Source organism: Ramlibacter sp. (assembly GCF_035548915.1).
Lineage (GTDB): Bacteria > Pseudomonadota > Gammaproteobacteria > Burkholderiales > Burkholderiaceae_C > Ramlibacter.
This window is the reverse complement of record NZ_DASZSE010000051.1, coordinates 160,480-178,278: the sequence shown is the minus strand read 5'-3', so window position 1 is coordinate 178,278 and position 17,799 is coordinate 160,480. Positions and strand designations below refer to the sequence as shown.

At 68.0% G+C, this 17,799-nt stretch carries 12 protein-coding genes and 1 pseudogene; 3 read left to right on the top strand and 10 right to left on the bottom strand.

Annotated features, from left to right (window positions below; all coding sequences use genetic code 11):
- The 4 genes from VHA82_RS23325 to clpS form a co-directional block, all read right to left on the bottom strand.
- Positions 1-1,285 (bottom strand): DUF1800 domain-containing protein (locus tag VHA82_RS23325; RefSeq protein WP_325547633.1); only part of this gene is annotated, 1,285 nt, incomplete at its 3' end.
- A 30-nt stretch (positions 1,286-1,315) separates the two neighbouring features.
- Entirely contained in the window at positions 1,316-3,322 is a 2,007-nt protein-coding gene (locus VHA82_RS23320) for a hypothetical protein (RefSeq protein ID WP_325547631.1), read from the bottom strand.
- Between the two features lie 576 nt (positions 3,323-3,898).
- Positions 3,899-6,220, bottom strand: coding sequence for an ATP-dependent Clp protease ATP-binding subunit ClpA (clpA, locus tag VHA82_RS23315; RefSeq protein ID WP_325547629.1), 2,322 nt, complete (start codon positions 6,218-6,220; stop codon positions 3,899-3,901).
- 54 nt (positions 6,221-6,274) lie between these two features.
- Positions 6,275-6,643 (bottom strand): ATP-dependent Clp protease adapter ClpS, encoded by a 369-nt coding sequence (clpS, locus tag VHA82_RS23310; protein WP_414708690.1) that lies wholly within the window; start codon positions 6,641-6,643, stop codon positions 6,275-6,277.
- Positions 6,644-6,890: 247 nt separating this feature from the next.
- On the opposite strand from clpS, the pseudogene VHA82_RS23305 reads away from it, so the two are divergent.
- Positions 6,891-7,091, top strand: a pseudogene (locus tag VHA82_RS23305) (cold-shock protein); the annotation flags it as partial.
- 388 nt (positions 7,092-7,479) lie between these two features.
- On the opposite strand, the gene VHA82_RS23300 reads toward VHA82_RS23305, so the two are convergent.
- The 4 genes from VHA82_RS23300 to icd are packed head-to-tail and all read right to left on the bottom strand — an operon-like array spanning position 7,480 to position 14,788.
- Positions 7,480-11,016 carry a calcium-binding protein gene (locus VHA82_RS23300; protein WP_325547625.1) on the bottom strand — a complete coding sequence of 1,179 codons (3,537 nt, stop codon included), beginning with the start codon at positions 11,014-11,016 and terminating at the stop codon, positions 7,480-7,482.
- 36 nt (positions 11,017-11,052) lie between these two features.
- On the bottom strand, positions 11,053-11,787 hold the full coding sequence (locus tag VHA82_RS23295; RefSeq protein WP_325547622.1) for a GNAT family N-acetyltransferase: 735 nt from the start codon (positions 11,785-11,787) through the stop codon (positions 11,053-11,055).
- Positions 11,784-13,493 (bottom strand): glycosyltransferase family 4 protein, encoded by a 1,710-nt coding sequence (locus tag VHA82_RS23290; RefSeq protein ID WP_325547620.1) that lies wholly within the window; start codon positions 13,491-13,493, stop codon positions 11,784-11,786. The genes VHA82_RS23295 and VHA82_RS23290 overlap by 4 nt, the downstream gene beginning before the upstream one ends.
- A 41-nt stretch (positions 13,494-13,534) precedes the next feature.
- Positions 13,535-14,788: an NADP-dependent isocitrate dehydrogenase gene (icd, locus tag VHA82_RS23285; protein ID WP_325547616.1), complete on the bottom strand. Its 1,254-nt coding sequence runs from the start codon at positions 14,786-14,788 to the stop codon at positions 13,535-13,537.
- A 203-nt stretch (positions 14,789-14,991) separates the two neighbouring features.
- Between icd and VHA82_RS23280 the strand changes: the two genes are divergently transcribed.
- Both VHA82_RS23280 and VHA82_RS23275 read left to right on the top strand, forming a co-directional pair.
- Positions 14,992-15,207 carry a hypothetical protein gene (locus tag VHA82_RS23280; protein WP_325547614.1) on the top strand — a complete coding sequence of 72 codons (216 nt, stop codon included), beginning with the start codon at positions 14,992-14,994 and terminating at the stop codon, positions 15,205-15,207.
- Positions 15,208-15,283: 76 nt separating this feature from the next.
- The gene (locus VHA82_RS23275) at positions 15,284-15,736 is read left to right on the top strand and encodes a DUF192 domain-containing protein (protein ID WP_325547612.1); all 453 of its coding nucleotides are present in this window, start codon (positions 15,284-15,286) and stop codon (positions 15,734-15,736) included.
- Between the two features lie 43 nt (positions 15,737-15,779).
- On the opposite strand, the gene VHA82_RS23270 is transcribed toward VHA82_RS23275, so the two are convergent.
- Positions 15,780-16,361, bottom strand: coding sequence for a superoxide dismutase (locus VHA82_RS23270; RefSeq protein WP_325547610.1), 582 nt, complete (start codon positions 16,359-16,361; stop codon positions 15,780-15,782).
- Between the two features lie 46 nt (positions 16,362-16,407).
- Positions 16,408-17,706, bottom strand: a complete 1,299-nt coding sequence (gene xseA / locus VHA82_RS23265) for an exodeoxyribonuclease VII large subunit (RefSeq protein ID WP_325547608.1) — start codon at positions 17,704-17,706, stop codon at positions 16,408-16,410.
- Positions 17,707-17,799 lie beyond the last annotated feature (93 nt).

Genomic DNA, 17,799 nt, shown 5'->3' with positions numbered 1-17,799 from the left:
CGCCCGTGCGCGCGGCGGCCCCCGCCATGCGCTGCGCCGCTTCGACACGCCTCAGCAAGGCGTCGGGCGCGGCCCACGAAGCGGCGATGTCGTCCCAGCCCGCGGGCGAGCCGGGCCGCCACACGGGCTGCCCCAGTTGCTGAAGCAGGCCCGCGACCTGCATCGCGGGCACTTCCTCGCGGCCCAGCGCGCGCAGGCTGGACACCGACCAATCCCATGGAGACTTGAATTTCACCGTCGCGCCGGCCCAGCATTCCGGCGACTCGACGAGCGTGCGGTAGACGCTTGGCAAGTCGCCGTTCGTGCGCGTGAACGCCTCGGCGAGACGCCGCACGAGCGCGGGCGGCGGCTCGTCCGATGCGAAGTGCCGCGCGAGCTTGGTCGCGAGGTGCTCGGCCGTCGCGGGCGCGCGCGCGAGGTCCACGAGCATCGCGCGCCCCTGCGCCTCGCCGCCTTGCGAGTAGCTGCGGCCGAGCAGCGTGCGCGGACCGGGCTCGTGCAGCGCGCTGCGAAACTGGAACCCGGGATAACGCGGATCGCCCGCGTCGCCCGCCGCCAATCTCGCAGGCAGGCCGAAGTCGCCCGCGATGCTCCAGCCCGTGAGCGCACGCGCGAACTCGGTCACGTCGTCCTGCGTGTAGCCGCTTCTGACACCGAGCGTGTGCAGTTCCATGATCTCGCGCGCGAGGTTCTCGTTCAGGCCCCGGCGGCGCTGTGGGTTGCGCGCCGCGGCCGCCGAGCCGGCGCGGCTCTCCGGTCCGATCGACTGCGCCTGATCGAGGTAGAGCAGCATCGCTGGATGGCGCGCGGCGGCGAAGAGCATGTCCTCGAAGCGGCCCAGCACGTGCGGACGGATCGCCTCGGCTTCGAACGCGCCCGCGAGCCCGATGACCGTGAGCTTGTCGACGGAGACCGCGAAGTGGTTGGACCAGAAGTGCACGAGACGCTCCACGAAGGGCGTGTCGCTTTGCAGCGCGGACTGCATGCGCGCCGCGACGGCCGTGAGGTACTCGTCGCGCATCTCGCGCCGGTACGCCTGGCGTGCCGCGGCCTTCTCGCCGTCGCCCGCCTGCCGCGCCGCGCGCTGCATGGCCACGAGCGTGTCGACGTGCGTCGTCGTGCGCGGCAGCGGCGCCCACGCGGCGGGCATGGGCTGGTAGCGTGCGAACTGGTCGAGCAGCCAGCGCCTCGCATCGGCGGGCATCGCATCGTTCGGCCGAGCACCGAGGCCGAAGCGGTTGAGGGCGGTGGAGGTATCCCGAGGGGTCGCTGCGGGGACGCTCATGCGTGCATTAAAGCGCGCTGCGGGGGCCCGTCAATGTCTGGATCGTGTCGCAGAGGTAAAAGTGCCACCGCGCCGTGCGGGAGGTGCCGGCAGAGGTCGCCGTGCAGGAGGCACAGGCAGCGGTCGCCGTGCAGGAGGTGCGGGAGGCACAGGCAGAGGTCGGCCAGAAGGTCGCGCGACAGGAAGGGGCTCGTGCACGAGCCAGCCCGGGGCGGCGCGCGACATCGTGGGCTTCAGACCGAGGCTTTTCATTCGCTCGCCGATGGCCCCGATGAGAGCTTGATCGCTGCCCACGAAGAACCGCGTGTGCGGGCCGATCCCGCGTGGAGGATCGGCGTGGTGGTCGAAGACGGCGCACGCAACCGCCGCAGGCACGAGGCGTTCGGGGTCGCCGGCCAGCGCGAAGCGGGATGCGTAGATGCTCGACGCCCGGAAGTCCAGTGTCGCCCCTGCGGCCGATGCGCCGAGCGATTCCTGAAACGCACGCGTATTGACCGCGGTGCGCAGGTAGGCCTGGGCCGCGTCGCCCGATCCGCCCGCACCGGCAGCGGCGATCGCGTACTCGAAAGTCTGGGGAGTGGTCTCGAGCCCGGCCGCGATGATCTCGTGAAGGTAGCCGTGGACCTGGTCGTAGAGCCCGGCCACGCAGCACGTCCAGAGGGCCGTGTCGAAGACCGTGATGTCGGCAGCGACCCTCCGCATGAGGAATGCATCGAAGAAGGCAAGCCCGGGCCTGCCTCGGCCTCCGATCGCACAGGCCTCGAGGAACGTCCGGCACGTGACCGCATCGGGATCGAGTCCAAGGTCCATCGCGGACCGCATCCATTGTTCCGCCCGGTCGGCCGCATCCCTCGCCGCTTCACCGGAGAGGCCGCACACCATGAGAAGCAGCCTGTTGAACTCCTGGGTGGTGGGCAGGTATCGGGCTTGCGTCATCGCATCGAGAAGACGCGCCGCGGTGCGGGCTGTCGAATCGTCCATGGATGGATCGGCCGGAGGCTGCCCGGGAGGCTGCCCGGGATTCGGCTCGGCGCCTGGCTGCGCCGCCTCGATCCGATCGAGCGCCGCGAGCATGCTCGCGAAGACGGAGTCGCGCGGCTTCAGGAAGGCTGAATGCGCGGACGCGCGCACCATCTCGTTGAAGAGGCGACAGGCCGCGTCCGGCCTGCCGGCCGGCACGCACGCCTCGATTGCCAGCTCATACGCATTGCGCAGGGCACCTTCGCCGCCCTGCGCGCGGGCCTGGACCTTCATCGCCTCGAAGCACCGGTCGGCCTGCGCCAGGTCTCCCTTCGACAAGCGGGCCCACATCAGACCCTGAAGGGTGATCAGGTCCGGCCGGACCTCGGTCCGCCCGCCGCGCACGTCCGAGTCCAGTTCGCTCCAGCAGCGAAGGACCTCGTCCGGCTGGCCGAGCTTCACGCCCGCGTTGATCGCGTGGTTGAAGTCTTCGAGGCGGGGATGAAATCCGCAGACGCGCATGCAGTGGAGGCAGCGCAATACCAGGGCGTGCCGGCCACACGTCGCGCACGAAGCCATGAGATCGCTCAGCACGCTTGAAAAGTCGCCCGAGCAGTCTTTGTACTTCTGCCATGCCGCACCGAACTGCTGGAGCGCGTCCGAGTGACGCCCGGCATCGACGCAGGCGGCAACGATCTTCTTCAGGACCTCGAGATCGGCCGGGTAGCCCGCGTCGAGCATTGCCGCGAAGCAGCGCAGCATCCGGTCGATCTCGCCGTCGCGGGCGCACTGCTGCAGAATCGACTTCAGGACTTGCCAGTCGCCCGGCTCGGGCCGGACGTCGGCAGCCTTCATCGCTCCCAGGCAATCCATTGCCTTGTCGAACTGGCCCAGGCGCCCACAGGCCGACAGCATGCTGGTGAAGTTGCGCGGAACCAGCCTTATGTCGCATTCCCGCATCTTCTCGAAGCATCGCACCACGTCCTGATTGCGGCCCGCGTCCCAGCATTTCTCGAGCAGACAGCCCATCGCGCCGAGCGGCGGCTGATCCGGCTTCACTCCGGCCTTCCTGAGCAAGTCGAGGTGTTCCAGCGCCACGTCGACCTGCGTGCAGCCGCATGCGAGGCGGATGACTTCGCGGCACAGGCGCTCGCATTCGCCGTTCCAGCCGGCGGCCGCCTCACGACGGGCTTCCTCGAGCTTCGCACGTATGCAGGGAAGACGCGCGGCCGCCTGCGCCGCCTTGCTTGCCGGCTCCGAAGCCAGGGGGCCGGCCGATGTTCGTGGGCCGTGCGACGACTCGCACTGCATGGGCCGCGGGGCACGCGTCTCCCGAGTCCGCGGACGGGAGACACGATCCGCGCGCGGACCCGAAGCGGCCTTGCCTTCCATCGGCTTCGCGTCTCGAGTTCCGTCCCGAGTTCCGTCTCGGGTCGAGGATGCGGCAGGGGTATCGGACAGGGGGCCGGCCGTGCCTCTTCGGCAGGCCGAGAATCGGGAAGACATCGTTGGCGTGAACTGGTTTGTGCGAGCTCACTACGTAACCCGCACGCGCATTCGGTTCCCGCCTGCGGCGCCGACACGCCCTCGGACCGGAAAGAAAAAGCCGCCCGAAGGCGGCTTCTTGCCGAGGCGCGATTGCGCCCTGCCGGCCTACTGCCCGTCGCTCGAAATCTCTTCCGGCTCGGGCTTTTGCTTGCCTTCCTTCTTCGGAACCGGCTGGATGTCGAGCAGCACCTCGTCCTTGTCGTCGAGGTCCACGGTGAGCCGCCCGCCCTCGGTGAGACGACCGAAGAGCAGTTCGTCGGCCAGCGCGCGGCGGATCGTGTCCTGGATCAGCCGCTGCATCGGACGCGCGCCCATCATCGGATCGAACCCCTTCACCGCCAGGTGCTTGCGCAGCTTGTCGGTGAAGGTCACTTCCACCTTCTTCTCGGAAAGCTGCTGTTCCAGCTGCAGCAGGAACTTGTCGACCACGCGCAGGATGATCTGCTCGTCGAGCGACTTGAAGCTCACGATCGCATCCAGCCGGTTGCGGAATTCCGGTGTGAAGAGGCGCTTGATGTCCTGCATCTCGTCGCCGGCTTCCTTGGCGTTCGTGAAGCCGATGGTCGCCTTGTTCAGCGACTCCGCCCCCGCGTTCGTGGTCATGATGATGATCACGTTGCGGAAGTCGGCCTTGCGCCCGTTGTTGTCCGTGAGCGTGCCGTGGTCCATCACCTGCAAGAGCACGTTGAAGATGTCCGGATGCGCCTTCTCGATCTCGTCGAGGAGAAGCACCGCGTGCGGCTTCTTCGTGATCGCCTCGGTGAGGAGCCCGCCCTGGTCGAAGCCGACGTAGCCCGGAGGCGCGCCGATCAGGCGCGACACCGCGTGCCGCTCCATGTATTCCGACATGTCGAAGCGGATCAGCTCGATGCCCATGATGTAGGCGAGCTGCTTCGCGGCTTCCGTCTTGCCGACGCCCGTGGGGCCGGAAAAGAGGAACGAGCCGATCGGCTTGTCGGCCTTGCCCAGGCCCGAGCGCGCCATCTTCACCGAAGCGGCGAGCACTTCGAGCGCCTTGTCCTGGCCGAACACGACGGACTTGAGATCGCGCTCGAGGTTCTGCAGCTTGCCCCGGTCGTCGTTGGAGACCGACGCCGGCGGAATGCGCGCGATCTTCGCCACGATTTCCTCGACCTCCGCCTTGGAAATCGTCTTCTTGCGCTTGTTCACGGGCAGGATGCGCTGCGCGGCGCCCGCCTCGTCGATCACGTCGATCGCCTTGTCGGGCAGGTGGCGGTCGTTGATGTACTTCGCCGACAGTTCCGCGGCCGCCTGCAGCGCGTTGGCCGCGTACTTCACGCTGTGGTGTTCCTCGAAGCGCGACTTCAGGCCCTTCAGGATCTCCACCGTCTGCTCGATGCTCGGCTCGACCACGTCCACCTTCTGGAAGCGCCGCGAGAGCGCCGCATCCTTCTCGAAGATGCCGCGGTACTCGGTGAAGGTCGTCGCGCCGATGCACTTCAGGTTGCCCTGCGAGAGCGCCGGCTTCAGCAGGTTGGACGCGTCGAGCGTGCCGCCCGAGGCGGCCCCCGCGCCGATCAGCGTGTGGATTTCGTCGATGAAGAGGATTGCGTTCGGCTTGTCCTTCAGCGCGCGCAGCACGCCCTTCAGGCGCTGCTCGAAGTCGCCGCGGTACTTGGTGCCCGCGAGCAGCGCGCCCATGTCGAGCGAATAAACGTTGGAGTCCGCGAGGATTTCCGGCACTTCCTTTTGCGTGATGCGCCAGGCGAGGCCTTCCGCGATCGCGGTCTTGCCCACACCCGCCTCACCCACGAGCAGCGGGTTGTTCTTGCGGCGGCGGCAGAGGATCTGGATCACGCGCTCGACCTCGTATTCGCGGCCGATGAGCGGGTCGATCTTGCCGTCGCGCGCGGCCTGGTTCAGGTTCTGCGTGAACTGCTCGAGCGGCGACGCCTTCTCGTTCTTCTCGCTGCTTTCCTCCTGCTCGCCGGAGGGGCTTTCGCCTCCCTTGGCGGGCTCGGGCGGATCGCTCTTCTTGATGCCGTGCGCGATGTAGTTCACGACGTCCAGCCGCGTCACGCCCTGCTGGTGCAGGTAGTAGACGGCGTGCGAATCCTTCTCGCCGAAGATCGCGACCAGCACGTTGGCGCCCGTCACTTCCTTCTTGCCGTTGCCCGTGCTTTGCACGTGCATGATGGCGCGCTGGATCACGCGCTGGAACCCGAGCGTCGGCTGGGTGTCGACGTCGTCCGTGCCCGCGACCTGCGGCGTGTTGTCCTTGATGAAGTTGGCGAGCGACTTGCGCAGATCGTCGATGTTCGCCGAGCACGCGCGCAGCACCTCCGCCGCGCTGGGATTGTCCAGCAGGGCCAGCAGGAGATGCTCCACGGTGATGAATTCGTGGCGCTGTTGGCGCGCTTCCACGAACGCCATGTGGAGGCTGACTTCCAGTTCCTGGGCAATCATGAGATTTCCTTTTGCCTTGCTAACTCGTTCAATTCAATACCGTTAGTGTCCGGATCAGTCCGCCGGTTCACTCACACACTGCAGCGGATGCCCGGCCTGCCTCGCGGCTTCCTGCACCTGCTGCACCTTCGTTGCCGCGATGTCTCTCGGGTAGACACCGCAAATGCCTTTTCCGTCCAGATGGATCTTCAGCATGATCTGCGTGGCGGTCTCGCGGTCCTTGTTGAAGAATTCCTGGATCACGACCACCACGAATTCCATGGGGGTGTAGTCGTCGTTCAGCATGACGACCTGGTACATCTGGGGGGGTTTGGTTCGCTGGAGCTGCTTTTCGGCGACCACGGACCCGCCGTCGTCCTCCGGCGGCCGCGTTTTCGGCGCGACCGGCGGCGGGATGGGTGTCTGACTGGCCATGAAAATCATTCTAGCGACCGCGCCTTCGTGTCGTCGCCTGTGGGGCAAATGGTGCCGGGGGCGTCACATTCAAGCGACAGCGGCCGATGCGCCTCCCGATTCTTCTGCAACGGCGTCTTCGTCGCAACCGCTGAATGCCGGTCGTCGGCCGATCCAAACATGCGTAAGTGAAAATGTTGACAACTCCCCGTCCGATCCGGGACACTACTTAGTAGGTTTGAGGGAACAAGAAGGGGCGCGCAACATGGCGACCGATATCAAGACCGGCACAGTCAAGTGGTTCAACGATGCGAAGGGGTTCGGCTTCATCGAACCCGACGGCGGAGGCTCCGACATCTTCGCGCATTTCTCTGCCATCACGATGGACGGGTTCAAGACGCTGAAGCAAGGCTCGCGTGTCTCGTTCGACGTGCAGCAGGGACCGAAGGGCCAGCTCGCACAGAACATCGTGGTCCTGCCCGGGCCCATCAAGACCACCGAGGGCGACAGACCCATCGGTGGGGATCGGCCCGGCGGTGACCGCGCCGACCGCGGGATGCGCCAGCCCAAGGTCCGTGCCCCGCAGTTCCATGCGATGGGGCATAGCGACCTCGCGAACAAGTAGGGCTCGCGGGCGACTCTTCCGCTGAGGCAGCCGCTTGCGGTTGCCTCTCATGCTGACTCGGCCGCTTGCGGTTGCCTCTCATGCTGAGTCAGCCGCAAGCGGTTGCCTCTCCTGCTGAGGCAGCCGCGTGCGGCTGATTCTTCTGCTGAGGCACCAGCCCACCCCCGGCGTTTCACTTCGCCACGCGCCTTGTCGATAGTTGGGCAGCGCGGCCTTCGCCGCGCGCCCCACATCACGGTGTCTAGAGGTACTCGACCCCGTGCTCGACGAGCCCCGTGAAGCCGACGGTCGTCTCGGCCTGCTGCGAATTCGCTGCAAGCTCGATCAGGTCGGTCCGCGTGACGGTGCCGGCATCGAGCGCGTGCGTGATCACGGTCAGCACGTCGGCCGGAGGATTCGAGCCGACGACGTCGTGCCACACATGCTGGACGAAGTCGACGTTCGAAAGCGCGCCCAGGGCCGATGCGCCGAGCGCGGCCAGATCATGCTCGCTGTGGCCCGCATCCAGATATGCGATCGCCTTTCCGACCAGCGTGGGATCGTGCGCCGCCGTGGCGCCCGCGACCGCGGCGAGCACCAGTACCGCGCTGCCCGCGTTGCCCGAGAGGTCCACCGCGATCTTCTTGTCGCTGAACTGGAAGCGTTCGACGCCATCGAGCGTGGTCACGGCCGAATGCGAATCCGTCACCTGCCACTTGCCCGCGCTCGACGTGAGATGCGCGGACGCGAGCGTGCCGGACACGATCGCCTGGTCGATGCCGGCTCCGCCCGTGATCGTGTCGGCGCCGCCCATGCCCGTGAAGGTATCGTTGCCCGCGCCGCCGTCGATCGATTCGGCTGCCGCCGAGCCCACCAGCGTATCCGCGAAGGACGTCGCGATGATCCGCTCGATGCCGTGCAGCGAGCCCGTGAGCCCTGACAGCGTGAACTGGCCCGCGCCCAGGTCGAGCGACAGCGCGCTCGCCGCGTCGGCGAAGCTCGCGGTGTCGTTGCCGTCCCCGCCTTCGAGGCTGTCGGCGCCGCCGTTGCCCTGCAGCGTGTCGTCGCCGGCGTCGCCATAGAGTTTGTCGTTGCCCTGGCCGCCTTGCAGCAGATCGTTGCCGTCGCCGCCAGAGAGCACGTCGTCACCGTCCAGGCCGCCGATCGTGTCGGCGCCGCCGAGCCCGCGGATCGCGTTGGCGCCCGCGGTGCCCTGCAGCGAATCGGCGCCGCTCGTGCCGGCGATGTCGTGCAGGTCGCCCACCGCCCACGTGCCGTCGAGAAACTGCACGAATTCGACGTTCTTCAGCGCATCGGTTCCCGCCGGACCCACGAGCGTTCCGGTCGTGGTGTTCCACGTCGCCACCACGTCCACGCGCGCGGCCGCGTAGACGACCGTGTCGGTGCCCGCACCCCCATCGATGCTGTCGTCGCCGCCTTCGCCCGCGAGCGAGTCGTTGCCCGCGCCGCCGGTAAGCGAGTCGTCGCCGTCGCCGGCCACGATGGTGTCGTCGCCGGCTTCGCCACGCAGGTCGTTGTCACCGGCCGAGCCCGTGATCGAGTCGGCGAAGTCGCTGCCGTCCACGCCCTCGATGCCCGAGAGAACGTCGTTTCCGTTCGGACCGCTCGCGGCGCCCGTGGCCAGATTGACGGTGACCCCGGCGAGCGCGCCTTCGTACGAAGCGATGTCCACGCCCGATCCGCCGGAGAGGCTGTCGTTGCCCTGGCCGCCGTCGAGCGAATCGTCTCCTTCGCCGCCGATCAGCGTGTCCGCGCCCGCCTTGCCGGACAGCGTGTCGTCGCCGCCGAGGCCGACGATCGTGTCGCCACCGGCCGTGCCTTGCAGGTTGTCGTCGTCTTCGGTGCCCGTGATCGCGCCCGCGCCGCTGCCCGTGAGCGTCGCCACGGAACGCACGCCATCCGAGAACTGGAAGAGCTCCGCGTTCTTCACGGTGTCGACACCGTCGCGGTCGGAGACCGTGTCCGTGATGGTGAAGCCGTCGGTCGCATTGCCGGTGACTTCGTAGTCGTCGAACGCGCCGGTGAAGACCACCATGTCGGTGCCCGCGCCGCCGTCGATGTCGTCGCTGCCCGCGCCGCCTTCCACCGTGTCGTCGCCGCCGCCGCCCGCGAGCGTATCGTCGCCGCCGGCCCCGCTCACCTCGTCGTCGCCCAGGCCGCCGTCGATATCATTGGCGCCGTCGTTGCCCGGAAGCGTGTCCTCGTGCGAAGAACCGATCAGGTTCTCGATGCTGTCGAGCCGGTCGCGGCCTTCGCCGTACGCGAAGCCTGTCACGAGGTCTACACGTACCGCAACCGCGGAGCCTGCAAAGGACGCCGTGTCGACGCCGTCGTCGCCATTGAGCTGGTCGTTGCCCGCGCCGCCCACGAGCGTGTCGTCGCCTTCGTGGCCGTAGATGGAATCGTTGCCGCCCGCGCCTTGCAGCAGGTTCGCGCCTTCATTGCCGATGAGCGTGTCCTGGAACTCGGTGCCCAGCAGGTTCTCGATCGACTGCAGCGTGTCGGTGCCCTGGCCCGTCGCGGTGCCCGCGTCGAGATTGGCGCGGATCGCGCCCGTCGCGCCGTCGAACCACGCGGTGTCCGTGCCCGGGCCACCGGAGATCACGTCGTTGCCGTCGCCGCCGGTGAGGAGGTCGTTGCCGCCGCCGCCGTAGATCGAGTCGTTGCCCGCCGCGCCCGCGATCGTGTCGTCGCCGTCGAGGCCCTCGATCTTCTCGCCTGCGCTCGTGCCGGTGAGGGAATCGGCGCCCGCCGTTCCGCCGCCCTGGCCCACCAGCAGTTCCGCGGCGGTCTTCGTTCCGTTGGAGAACTCGAACTGCTCGACACCGGAAACATGGTCCGTGCCGTCGGTGCCCGACGACGCCGCGAGGACGTATTCGCCCTTGTCGTTGTCGTAGGTGATCGTGTAGGAGCTCGACGCGCCGGAGAAGACGGCCGTGTCGTTGCCCGCGCCGCCGTCGATCGTGTCGTTGCCCGCGCCGCCCTCGAGCACGTCGTCGCCCGCCGCGCCCGACATCGAATCGGCGCCGCTGCCGCCTTCGATCCGGTTTCCGTGTTCGTCGCCGGCGAGCGTGTCGTTGTGCGCGGAGCCCACGAGGTTCTCGACGGAGTCGAGCGTATCGGTGCCCTGCCCGGTCGCGGTGCCCGCGTCGAGATCGGCATGCACCGCGGCCGAGGCGCCGTCGAAGGATGCGGTATCGGTGCCGTCGCCGCCCGTGATGGCGTCGTTGCCGTCGCCGCCGTTCAGGCTGTCGTTGCCCGTGCCGCCGGAGAGCACATCGTTGCCGGCGCCGCCCGAGAGGGTGTCGTCGCCGCCGCCGCCGTAGAGCGAATCGCGGCCGTTGGCGCCGGAGATCGAATCGTTGCCGTCGAGCCCTTCGAGCGAATCGTCGCTCGAAGTGCCGGTGAGCGTATCGGCACTCGGCGTGCCGCCGCCCTCGCCCGTGAAGAGCTGCGCTTCGGTCTTCACGCCGTTGGAGAATTCGAAGCGCTCGACGCCGAGCACGAGGTCGGTGCCGTCGGTGCCCGAGGTCGCCTCGATCACGTACTGGCCCGTGTCGTTGTCGTAATCGATGTTGTACGAAGCGAACGCGCTCGAGAAGACGGCCGTGTCCGTGCCGTCGCCGCCGTCGATCGCGTCGTTGCCTGCGCCGCCGGTGATCTGGTCGTTGCCTGCGCCGCCCGAAAGCGAGTCGTTGCCGGCCGCGCCGTTCAATGAATCGTCCGCGCCGGTGCCGGTCAACGTGTCGTCGGCGGAAGTGCCGGTGAGTGTGGCCATTGTGCGAGTTTCTCCTCTGCTCGAGAACGTTCGAATTTAACCCATTTGCCGCGCGGCTCGCCTTGCGGCGCGCGGTGTGCCTGGGGCGCGCCGCCTGCCGAGCAACATTCCCGCGACGACGAGGTCCGAGCGGCTTCCATCGGGCTCGCGGAGATAGCCGCGCAGCACGCCTTCGCGTTCGAAGCCGAACTTGACCGCCAGCCGTGTCGCGTACCCGTTGTCCGCATAGATGTAGGCCGTGAGCCGCTCGACCCCCGCGCGATCCCGCAGGAAAGCGATTGCCTCGCGTGCCGCCTCCACGGGCACCGGGCTCGCGGGCCGGTTCAGCACGCCGATCAGGAATTCGCAGCGCCTGTGGCCCGGCGTGTAGTCCGTGGCGCTCACGAATCCGGCGGGGCCGCCTCGCGTGTCGATCGTCCAGTGCAACGCCTTGGATTCACCGAAGATGGCTGCCCGTTCGCGCGCGAGGATGCCCCGCAGGGCCTCATCGTCCGCCGGCAAGGGCCGCGCGACGCGATTGAACTTGTGCATGAAGCCCGCATCGGCCCAGCACGCGCGCACGAAAGCGGCGTCGCCTTCGTCGCGGCGGCGCAGCGTCATGCGGCGCCCGGGCATCGGCTGCCACCAGAAGTCCTCGTGGTCGTGGTGCAACTGCTGCAGCGCCGGCGAGCTCTCGAAGCCCGGCTGCGCGCGGATCAGGTCGCGCGCGTCGGCCATGCGCCGCTGCAGGCGCAAGCCGCGAAGTTGCTCCCGCAACTGCTCGATCGTCACTCGCCGCTCCGATCGGCGAGTTCGACGAGGCCCATCTTCGCGAGCATCGCCAGCGCGCGCGCGGTTTCCGCGAACGTCGCGCCACAGGCCGTGGCGACGGCCTCTGCGCTCGCGCCGCCTTCGCCGAGCGCGGCCCAGATCCGCGCGAATCCGTCCGCGGACGGCTGCTCGCGCGCCGCATAGCTGAAAATCGCCATGCCGGCGAGCGGCGCGTAGTCGTGCGCATTCGCGCCGGCGCGGCGCCGCGCAAGCGTCGCAGGCGCGATGCGATGCGTGGGGTAATGCGCGAACGCGGTGAAGGGGTCGAGCCGCGCGGGCGACGCGCGCGGCGCAGCCGGCGCCTCGCGCGGCCTCAGTTCGCCGAGTTGCGCCCAGAGCGACTGGTAGGCACGGTAAACGACGGCCCAGTCGTACGCCTCGCGCGCACGCGCGCGGCCCGCATCGCCCATGCGGCGGCGCAGCGCTTCGTCCTGCACGAGGAGGCAGAGGCGGTCCGCCAGCATCGCGCGATCGAGTGCGACGAACTGGCACGTGAGGCCGCAGTAGAAGTCGTAGCTGTCGACATCGGCTTCGTGCGTCCACGCGAGCCGTTCGCCCGCCCCCGCGGGCGGCGTCCAGGTCGCGATGCGAAAGCCGTCCACGCCATCGCGCACGGTGTCCTTGTAGCCGTCCCAGTCGGTGACGAGCACGGGCAATCCCGCGGCCATCGCCTCGATCGGCGTGAGCCCGAAGGTTTCCTGGATGTTGTCCGACAGGCTGATGAAGAGGTCGGCCGCAGCCCAGCTCGCGCGGCGCGCACGCTCGTCGCGCCCATCCGTGAAAACGCATCGCACGCTCGGGCACGTGGCGGCCGCGCCCTCGCGGAACGCCCGGTCGATCGCGTCGTTGGCGAACCAGCCGCACTGCACGAGCACCACCTTGTGCCCGGAGCGTTGCGCGGCGGCTTCGAGCGCCGCATACATCGCGTGCGGGTGCGCCTTGGCGTGAAACGAGAGACGGCCGACGAAAAGCGCCACCACTTCGTCCGCCGCGACCCGGAGCGACTCGCGTGCCGCACGGCGCTCCTGCGCGCCGAATTCGAAGTCCGCGCAATGCACGCCAAGTGGAATCACGGGCAGTTGGGGCAGCGACCACTGCCTGGGCTTCTCGCCGAAGCGCCACGCGAGATAGTCCCGCTGCGCTTCGAGCACGGTCTCCACCGTGCCGCGAACCGCATGCGACGTGCAGATCACGGCATCCCACGGCATCACCGGCGCGATCGGCAGCTCAACGAGCGAATCCATCACGCCATGCGATGCGGTGGTGTGCGTCACGCCCGTGATCGACCACGCATGCGTTCCCACGCGCAGGCGCTGCAGCGCGAGCTCGCCGATGCCGGGCCCCGGCGTGTAGAGATGGCCCAGCTGCTGCAACGCATCGGGCCGCAACGGGTTCAGCCACTGCGCGCGCGCTTGCGGATCGATCTCGGCCACCGTCTTCGCGAAGCTGTCGGCGGAGGCCTTGCGCGCCGTGTAGCCCGCGAGCGGCCGGCCGCGAGAAGCCGCGACGGCGGCGCGAAGAAATCCGAGGCCAGCGGCCTGCCGCCCCATCAGCCGGGCGCCGTCCGTGCGGTAGCCGTCGGGCTCGAAGACGATCGCGGGATGGATGTCGGTTGCGGCTTGCAGACTCTCCTCCGTGAATGGAAAGCCCCGGAGGGCGCGAGCCACACCGGGGCCTGGTGGTCCGGACGCTTGCGCGCGAGCCGGCCTTACATGTGCTCGATCATCACCTGCCCGAAGCCGGAGCAGCTCACCTGCGTCGCGCCTTCCATGAGCCGCGCGAAATCGTAGGTCACCTTCTTCGAGAGGATCGACTTCTCCATCGAGCTGATGATGAGGTCGGCGGCCTCGCGCCAGCCCATGTGACGCAGCATCATTTCGGCCGAGAGGATTTCCGAGCCCGGATTCACGTAGTCCTTGCCCGCGTACTTCGGCGCGGTGCCGTGCGTGGCTTCGAACATCGCGACCGTGTCCGAAAGGTTCGCGCCGGGCGCGATGCCGATGCCGCCCACCTGCGCGGCGAGCGCGTCGGAGATGTAGTCGCCGTTCAGGTTGAGCGTGGCGATCACGCTGTATTCGGCGGGGCGCAGGAGGATCTGCTGCAGGAAGGCGTCGGCGATCACGTCCTTCACGACGATGTCGCGGCCGGTCTTCGGATTCCGGATCTTGCACCACGGGCCGCCGTCGATCGGCTCGGCCTTGAATTCCTGCTGCGCGAGCTCGTAGCCCCAGTCACGGAAGGCTCCTTCCGTGAACTTCATGATGTTGCCCTTGTGCACGAGCGTGACGCTCGGGCGGTCGTTGTCGATCGCGTACTGGATCGCCTTGCGCACGAGGCGCTTGGTGCCCTCGCTCGACACGGGCTTGATGCCAATGCCCGAGGTGTCCGGGAAGCGGATCTTCTTCACGCCCATTTCCTTCACGAGGAAGTCGATCACCTTCTTCGCCTTGTCGCTCTGGGCTTCCCATTCGATGCCGGCGTAGATGTCTTCGGAGTTCTCGCGGAAGATCACCATGTTGGTCTTCTCCGGCTCCTTCACGGGGGAAGGCACGCCCTTGAAGTACTGCACCGGACGCAGGCACACGTACAGGTCGAGTTCCTGGCGCAGCGCGACGTTGAGCGACCGGATGCCGCCGCCCACGGGCGTGGTGAGCGGCCCCTTGATCGACACGACGTAGTCGCGCACGGCATGCAGCGTCTCGTCGGGCAGCCACACGTCGGGGCCGTAGACCTTGGTCGACTTCTCGCCGGCATACACCTCCATCCAGTGAATCCTGCGCTTGCCGCCGTAGGCCTTGGCCACGGCGGCGTCGACCACCTTCAGCATCACGGGCGTGATGTCGAGCCCGGTGCCGTCGCCCTCGATATAGGGGATGACAGGCTCGTCCGGCACGTTGAGCGAGTTGTCGGCGTTGACGGTGATCTTCTGGCCCTGGCTGGGCACCTTGATGTGCTGGTACATGGGGAAATGCGTCTCCGGGGAATGGGGGTGGCCGCGGTCCCGGCCTTTCTGGGTAAACCCTGAGATTCTAGCGGTGAATCCTTCGCGCTCCTTACGTGCCCGCGAACGGGATCGCGAGTCCTGTCAACCGTCGAAGCGGGGGCGGCGTTACGGATGAGCCTTCCCCAGCCGGGGGGGAACCAACCTTTCGAAAGGACCCACCAATGAACAAGCTGCTCGCAGCCCTGATCGCTTCCGCGTTCGCCGTGTCCACGGCTTTCGCCGCCTCGCACACCGGCGCCGCCATGGGTGCCGCCTCCGGCGCCATGCCGGCCGCCTCGGGCGCCAAGATGGAAAAGATGGAAAAGAAGGCCGAGAAGAAGCCTGCTGCCAAGAAGGCCGCCAAGAAGAAGAAGGCCAAGGCCGAAAGCAAGTCCTGATCCGACTCGCTCGCTGAATCGAAATGCCCGCCGCCCGTGCGGGCATTTTGTTTTGCGGGCCTGCACAATGCGAGCCATGAAGAAGCCGTTTCTCGCACTCCCGGCGCTGCTGCTCGCGGCGGCCGTGGCGACCGCCGCATGGGCCCAGGCGCCGCAGCTCGGGCTCGCCCGCACGCAGCTCACGATCGGCATGCACCGGATCGAAGTCCAGCTCGCCCAGACCAACGACGAGCGCATGACGGGGCTCATGTTCCGCGAAGAGATGCCGCAGCAAGAAGGCATGCTCTTCGTGTTCGAGCAGCCCTCGCAGCAGTGCTTCTGGATGAAGAACACGATCCTGCCGCTTTCGGCCGCCTTCATCGGCGACGACGGCACCATCGTCAACATCGAGGACATGGCGCCGCAGACGCTCGAATCGCACTGCTCGCGCAAGCCCGTGCGCTACGTGCTCGAGATGAACAAGGGCTGGTTCGCCAAGCGCGGCGTGAAGCCCGGAATGAAATTCGCGGGCGACGTCTTTTCGAGGTGACGGGGACGAGGACCGCCGCGAGCGGACCTCGCCTGTCCCGATCTCAGCCGAAATTCTTCGCGGCGAAATCCCAGTTCACGAGCTTGTCGAGGAAGGTCTCGACGAACTTCGGGCGCTGGTTGCGGTAGTCGATGTAATAGGCGTGTTCCCACACATCGACCGTGAGCACCGCCTTGTCGGCCGTGGTGAGGGGCGTGCCCGCGGCGCCCGTGTTCACGATGTCGACCGAGCCGTCCGCCTTCTTCACGAGCCAAGTCCAGCCGGAGCCGAAGTTGCCGACCGCCGACTTCACGAAGGCATCGCGGAAGGCCGCGTAGTTGCCCCACTTCTTGCCGATCGCCTCGGCCAGCGCGCCGGTGGGCTCGCCGCCGCCGCCCGGCTTCATGCAGTTCCAGAAGAAGGTGTGGTTCCAGATCTGCGCGGAGTTGTTGTAGATCGCGCCCGAGGACTTGCGGATGATGTCCTCCAGCGGCATGTTCTCGAACTCCGTGCCCACCTGCAGCTTGTTCAGGTTGTCGACGTAGGCCTTGTGGTGCTTGCCGTGGTGATACTCGAGCGTCTCCTGCGAATAGTTCGGAGCGAGCGCGTCGATGGCGTACGGCAGGGGCGGCAGGGTATGTTCCATTGTTTTCTTCCTCTACGGGTTGGGGGTCGGTCTTCAGGCGGTGATTCTAGGGATGAATCCGCGGCCGGGCTGAAACCCTCATGTCGACCTCGCCATCGGCAAGGCGGGCGCTCACGCGATCGCCCTCGCTCAGCCGGCCCACACTCGTGATCGCCCGGCCCGATTCGTCGGCGAGCAACGCATAGCCGCGCTCGAGCACGAGCTTCGGGTCGAGAAGTCTCAGCCTGAGCGCCATGTGGTCGAGCGACTGGCGCGCCGCATCGACGCGCAGCCGCGACGCATTGCGAAATCGCACGAGGCCCGCGTCCTGCGTGTGCCGCGCGGATTGAAGCCGCGACGCCACGGCCGCCTGCAGCCGATGCGCCGCCCGCGCGATGCGCAACTGCTGCTCGGCTGTGCGCGTGGAAGGACGCCCCAGCCGCGCGGCGGCCTGGTCGAGCCGCTGGCCGGCGCCGTCGAGCCGGTGCGTGACGCCGCGCCGCAGCCGCACGCGTAGCGCTTCGAGCACGCCGAGCCACGTCTCGCGCGACTGTGCGGCGAGTTCCGCGGCGGCGGTCGGCGTCGGCGCGCGCAGGTCGGCGCAGAAATCCGCGATCGTGAAATCCGTTTCGTGGCCCACGCCGCTCACGACCGGCACCGGGCTCGCCGCGATGGTGCGCGCGAGCGTCTCGTCGTTGAATGCCCAGAGATCCTCGAGCGAGCCGCCGCCGCGCACGAGCAGGATCACGTCGATCGCGCCCGCGGCCGCCATGCGATGGAGCGATTCGAGCGCCGCGACGAGTTCACGCGGTGCCTGGCTGCCTTGCACGGAGGCCGGCGCGAGGACCACGGGAATGTGCGGCACACGGCGCGCGAGGCAGGTCACGACATCGTGCAGCGCGGCCGCGCCGGGCGACGTCACGACGCCGATGCCGCGCGGCATCGCGGGCAGCGCACGCTTGCGAGCGGCATCGAACAGGCCTTCGGCCTCGAGCCGGGCCTTCAGCCGAAGGAACTGCTCGAAGAGCGCACCCTGCCCGGCGCGCGTGAGCGCCTCGACGATGAGCTGCAGGTCGCCCCGAGCTTCGTACACGCCGAGGCGGCCCTGCACTTCGACCACGTCGCCGTCGCGCGGAACGAAGTCGAGCAGCATGGCCGCGCGCCGGAACATCGCGCAGCGCAGCTGACCCGCGCCGTCTTTCAGCGAGAAGTAGCAATGCCCGCTGGATGCGCGCGAGAAGCCCGAAACCTCGCCGCGGACCGCGACGGGATTGAACCTCGCATCCAGGGAATCAGCCACGGCGCGGCATAGCGCGCCAACTTCCCAGATTCGCGGCGCGGCCATTGGGTCCCAGCCGTGTCCCATCAGCAAATACGCGGCTCGGCGGCCGATTCGGGGGTCGATTTAGTCCACAGCCGCGCGAGGACGCGCGGCAGCGCAAGGGTTTCCCCGCGCAAC

What these genes read in the sequence shown, in the direction of transcription:
- VHA82_RS23275 (WP_325547612.1), top strand. Translation starts at nt 15,284, where the DNA reads ATGAAGAAGCCGTTTCTCGCACTCCCGGCGCTGCTGCTCGCGGCGGCC.
- icd (WP_325547616.1), bottom strand. Translation starts at nt 14,788, where the DNA reads ATGTACCAGCACATCAAGGTGCCCAGCCAGGGCCAGAAGATCACCGTC.
- clpS (WP_414708690.1), bottom strand. Translation starts at nt 6,643, where the DNA reads ATGATTTTCATGGCCAGTCAGACACCCATCCCGCCGCCGGTCGCGCCG.
- VHA82_RS23270 (WP_325547610.1), bottom strand. Translation starts at nt 16,361, where the DNA reads ATGGAACATACCCTGCCGCCCCTGCCGTACGCCATCGACGCGCTCGCT.
- xseA (WP_325547608.1), bottom strand. Translation starts at nt 17,706, where the DNA reads ATGGGACACGGCTGGGACCCAATGGCCGCGCCGCGAATCTGGGAAGTT.
- VHA82_RS23280 (WP_325547614.1), top strand. Translation starts at nt 14,992, where the DNA reads ATGAACAAGCTGCTCGCAGCCCTGATCGCTTCCGCGTTCGCCGTGTCC.
- VHA82_RS23300 (WP_325547625.1), bottom strand. Translation starts at nt 11,016, where the DNA reads ATGGCCACACTCACCGGCACTTCCGCCGACGACACGTTGACCGGCACC.
- clpA (WP_325547629.1), bottom strand. Translation starts at nt 6,220, where the DNA reads ATGATTGCCCAGGAACTGGAAGTCAGCCTCCACATGGCGTTCGTGGAA.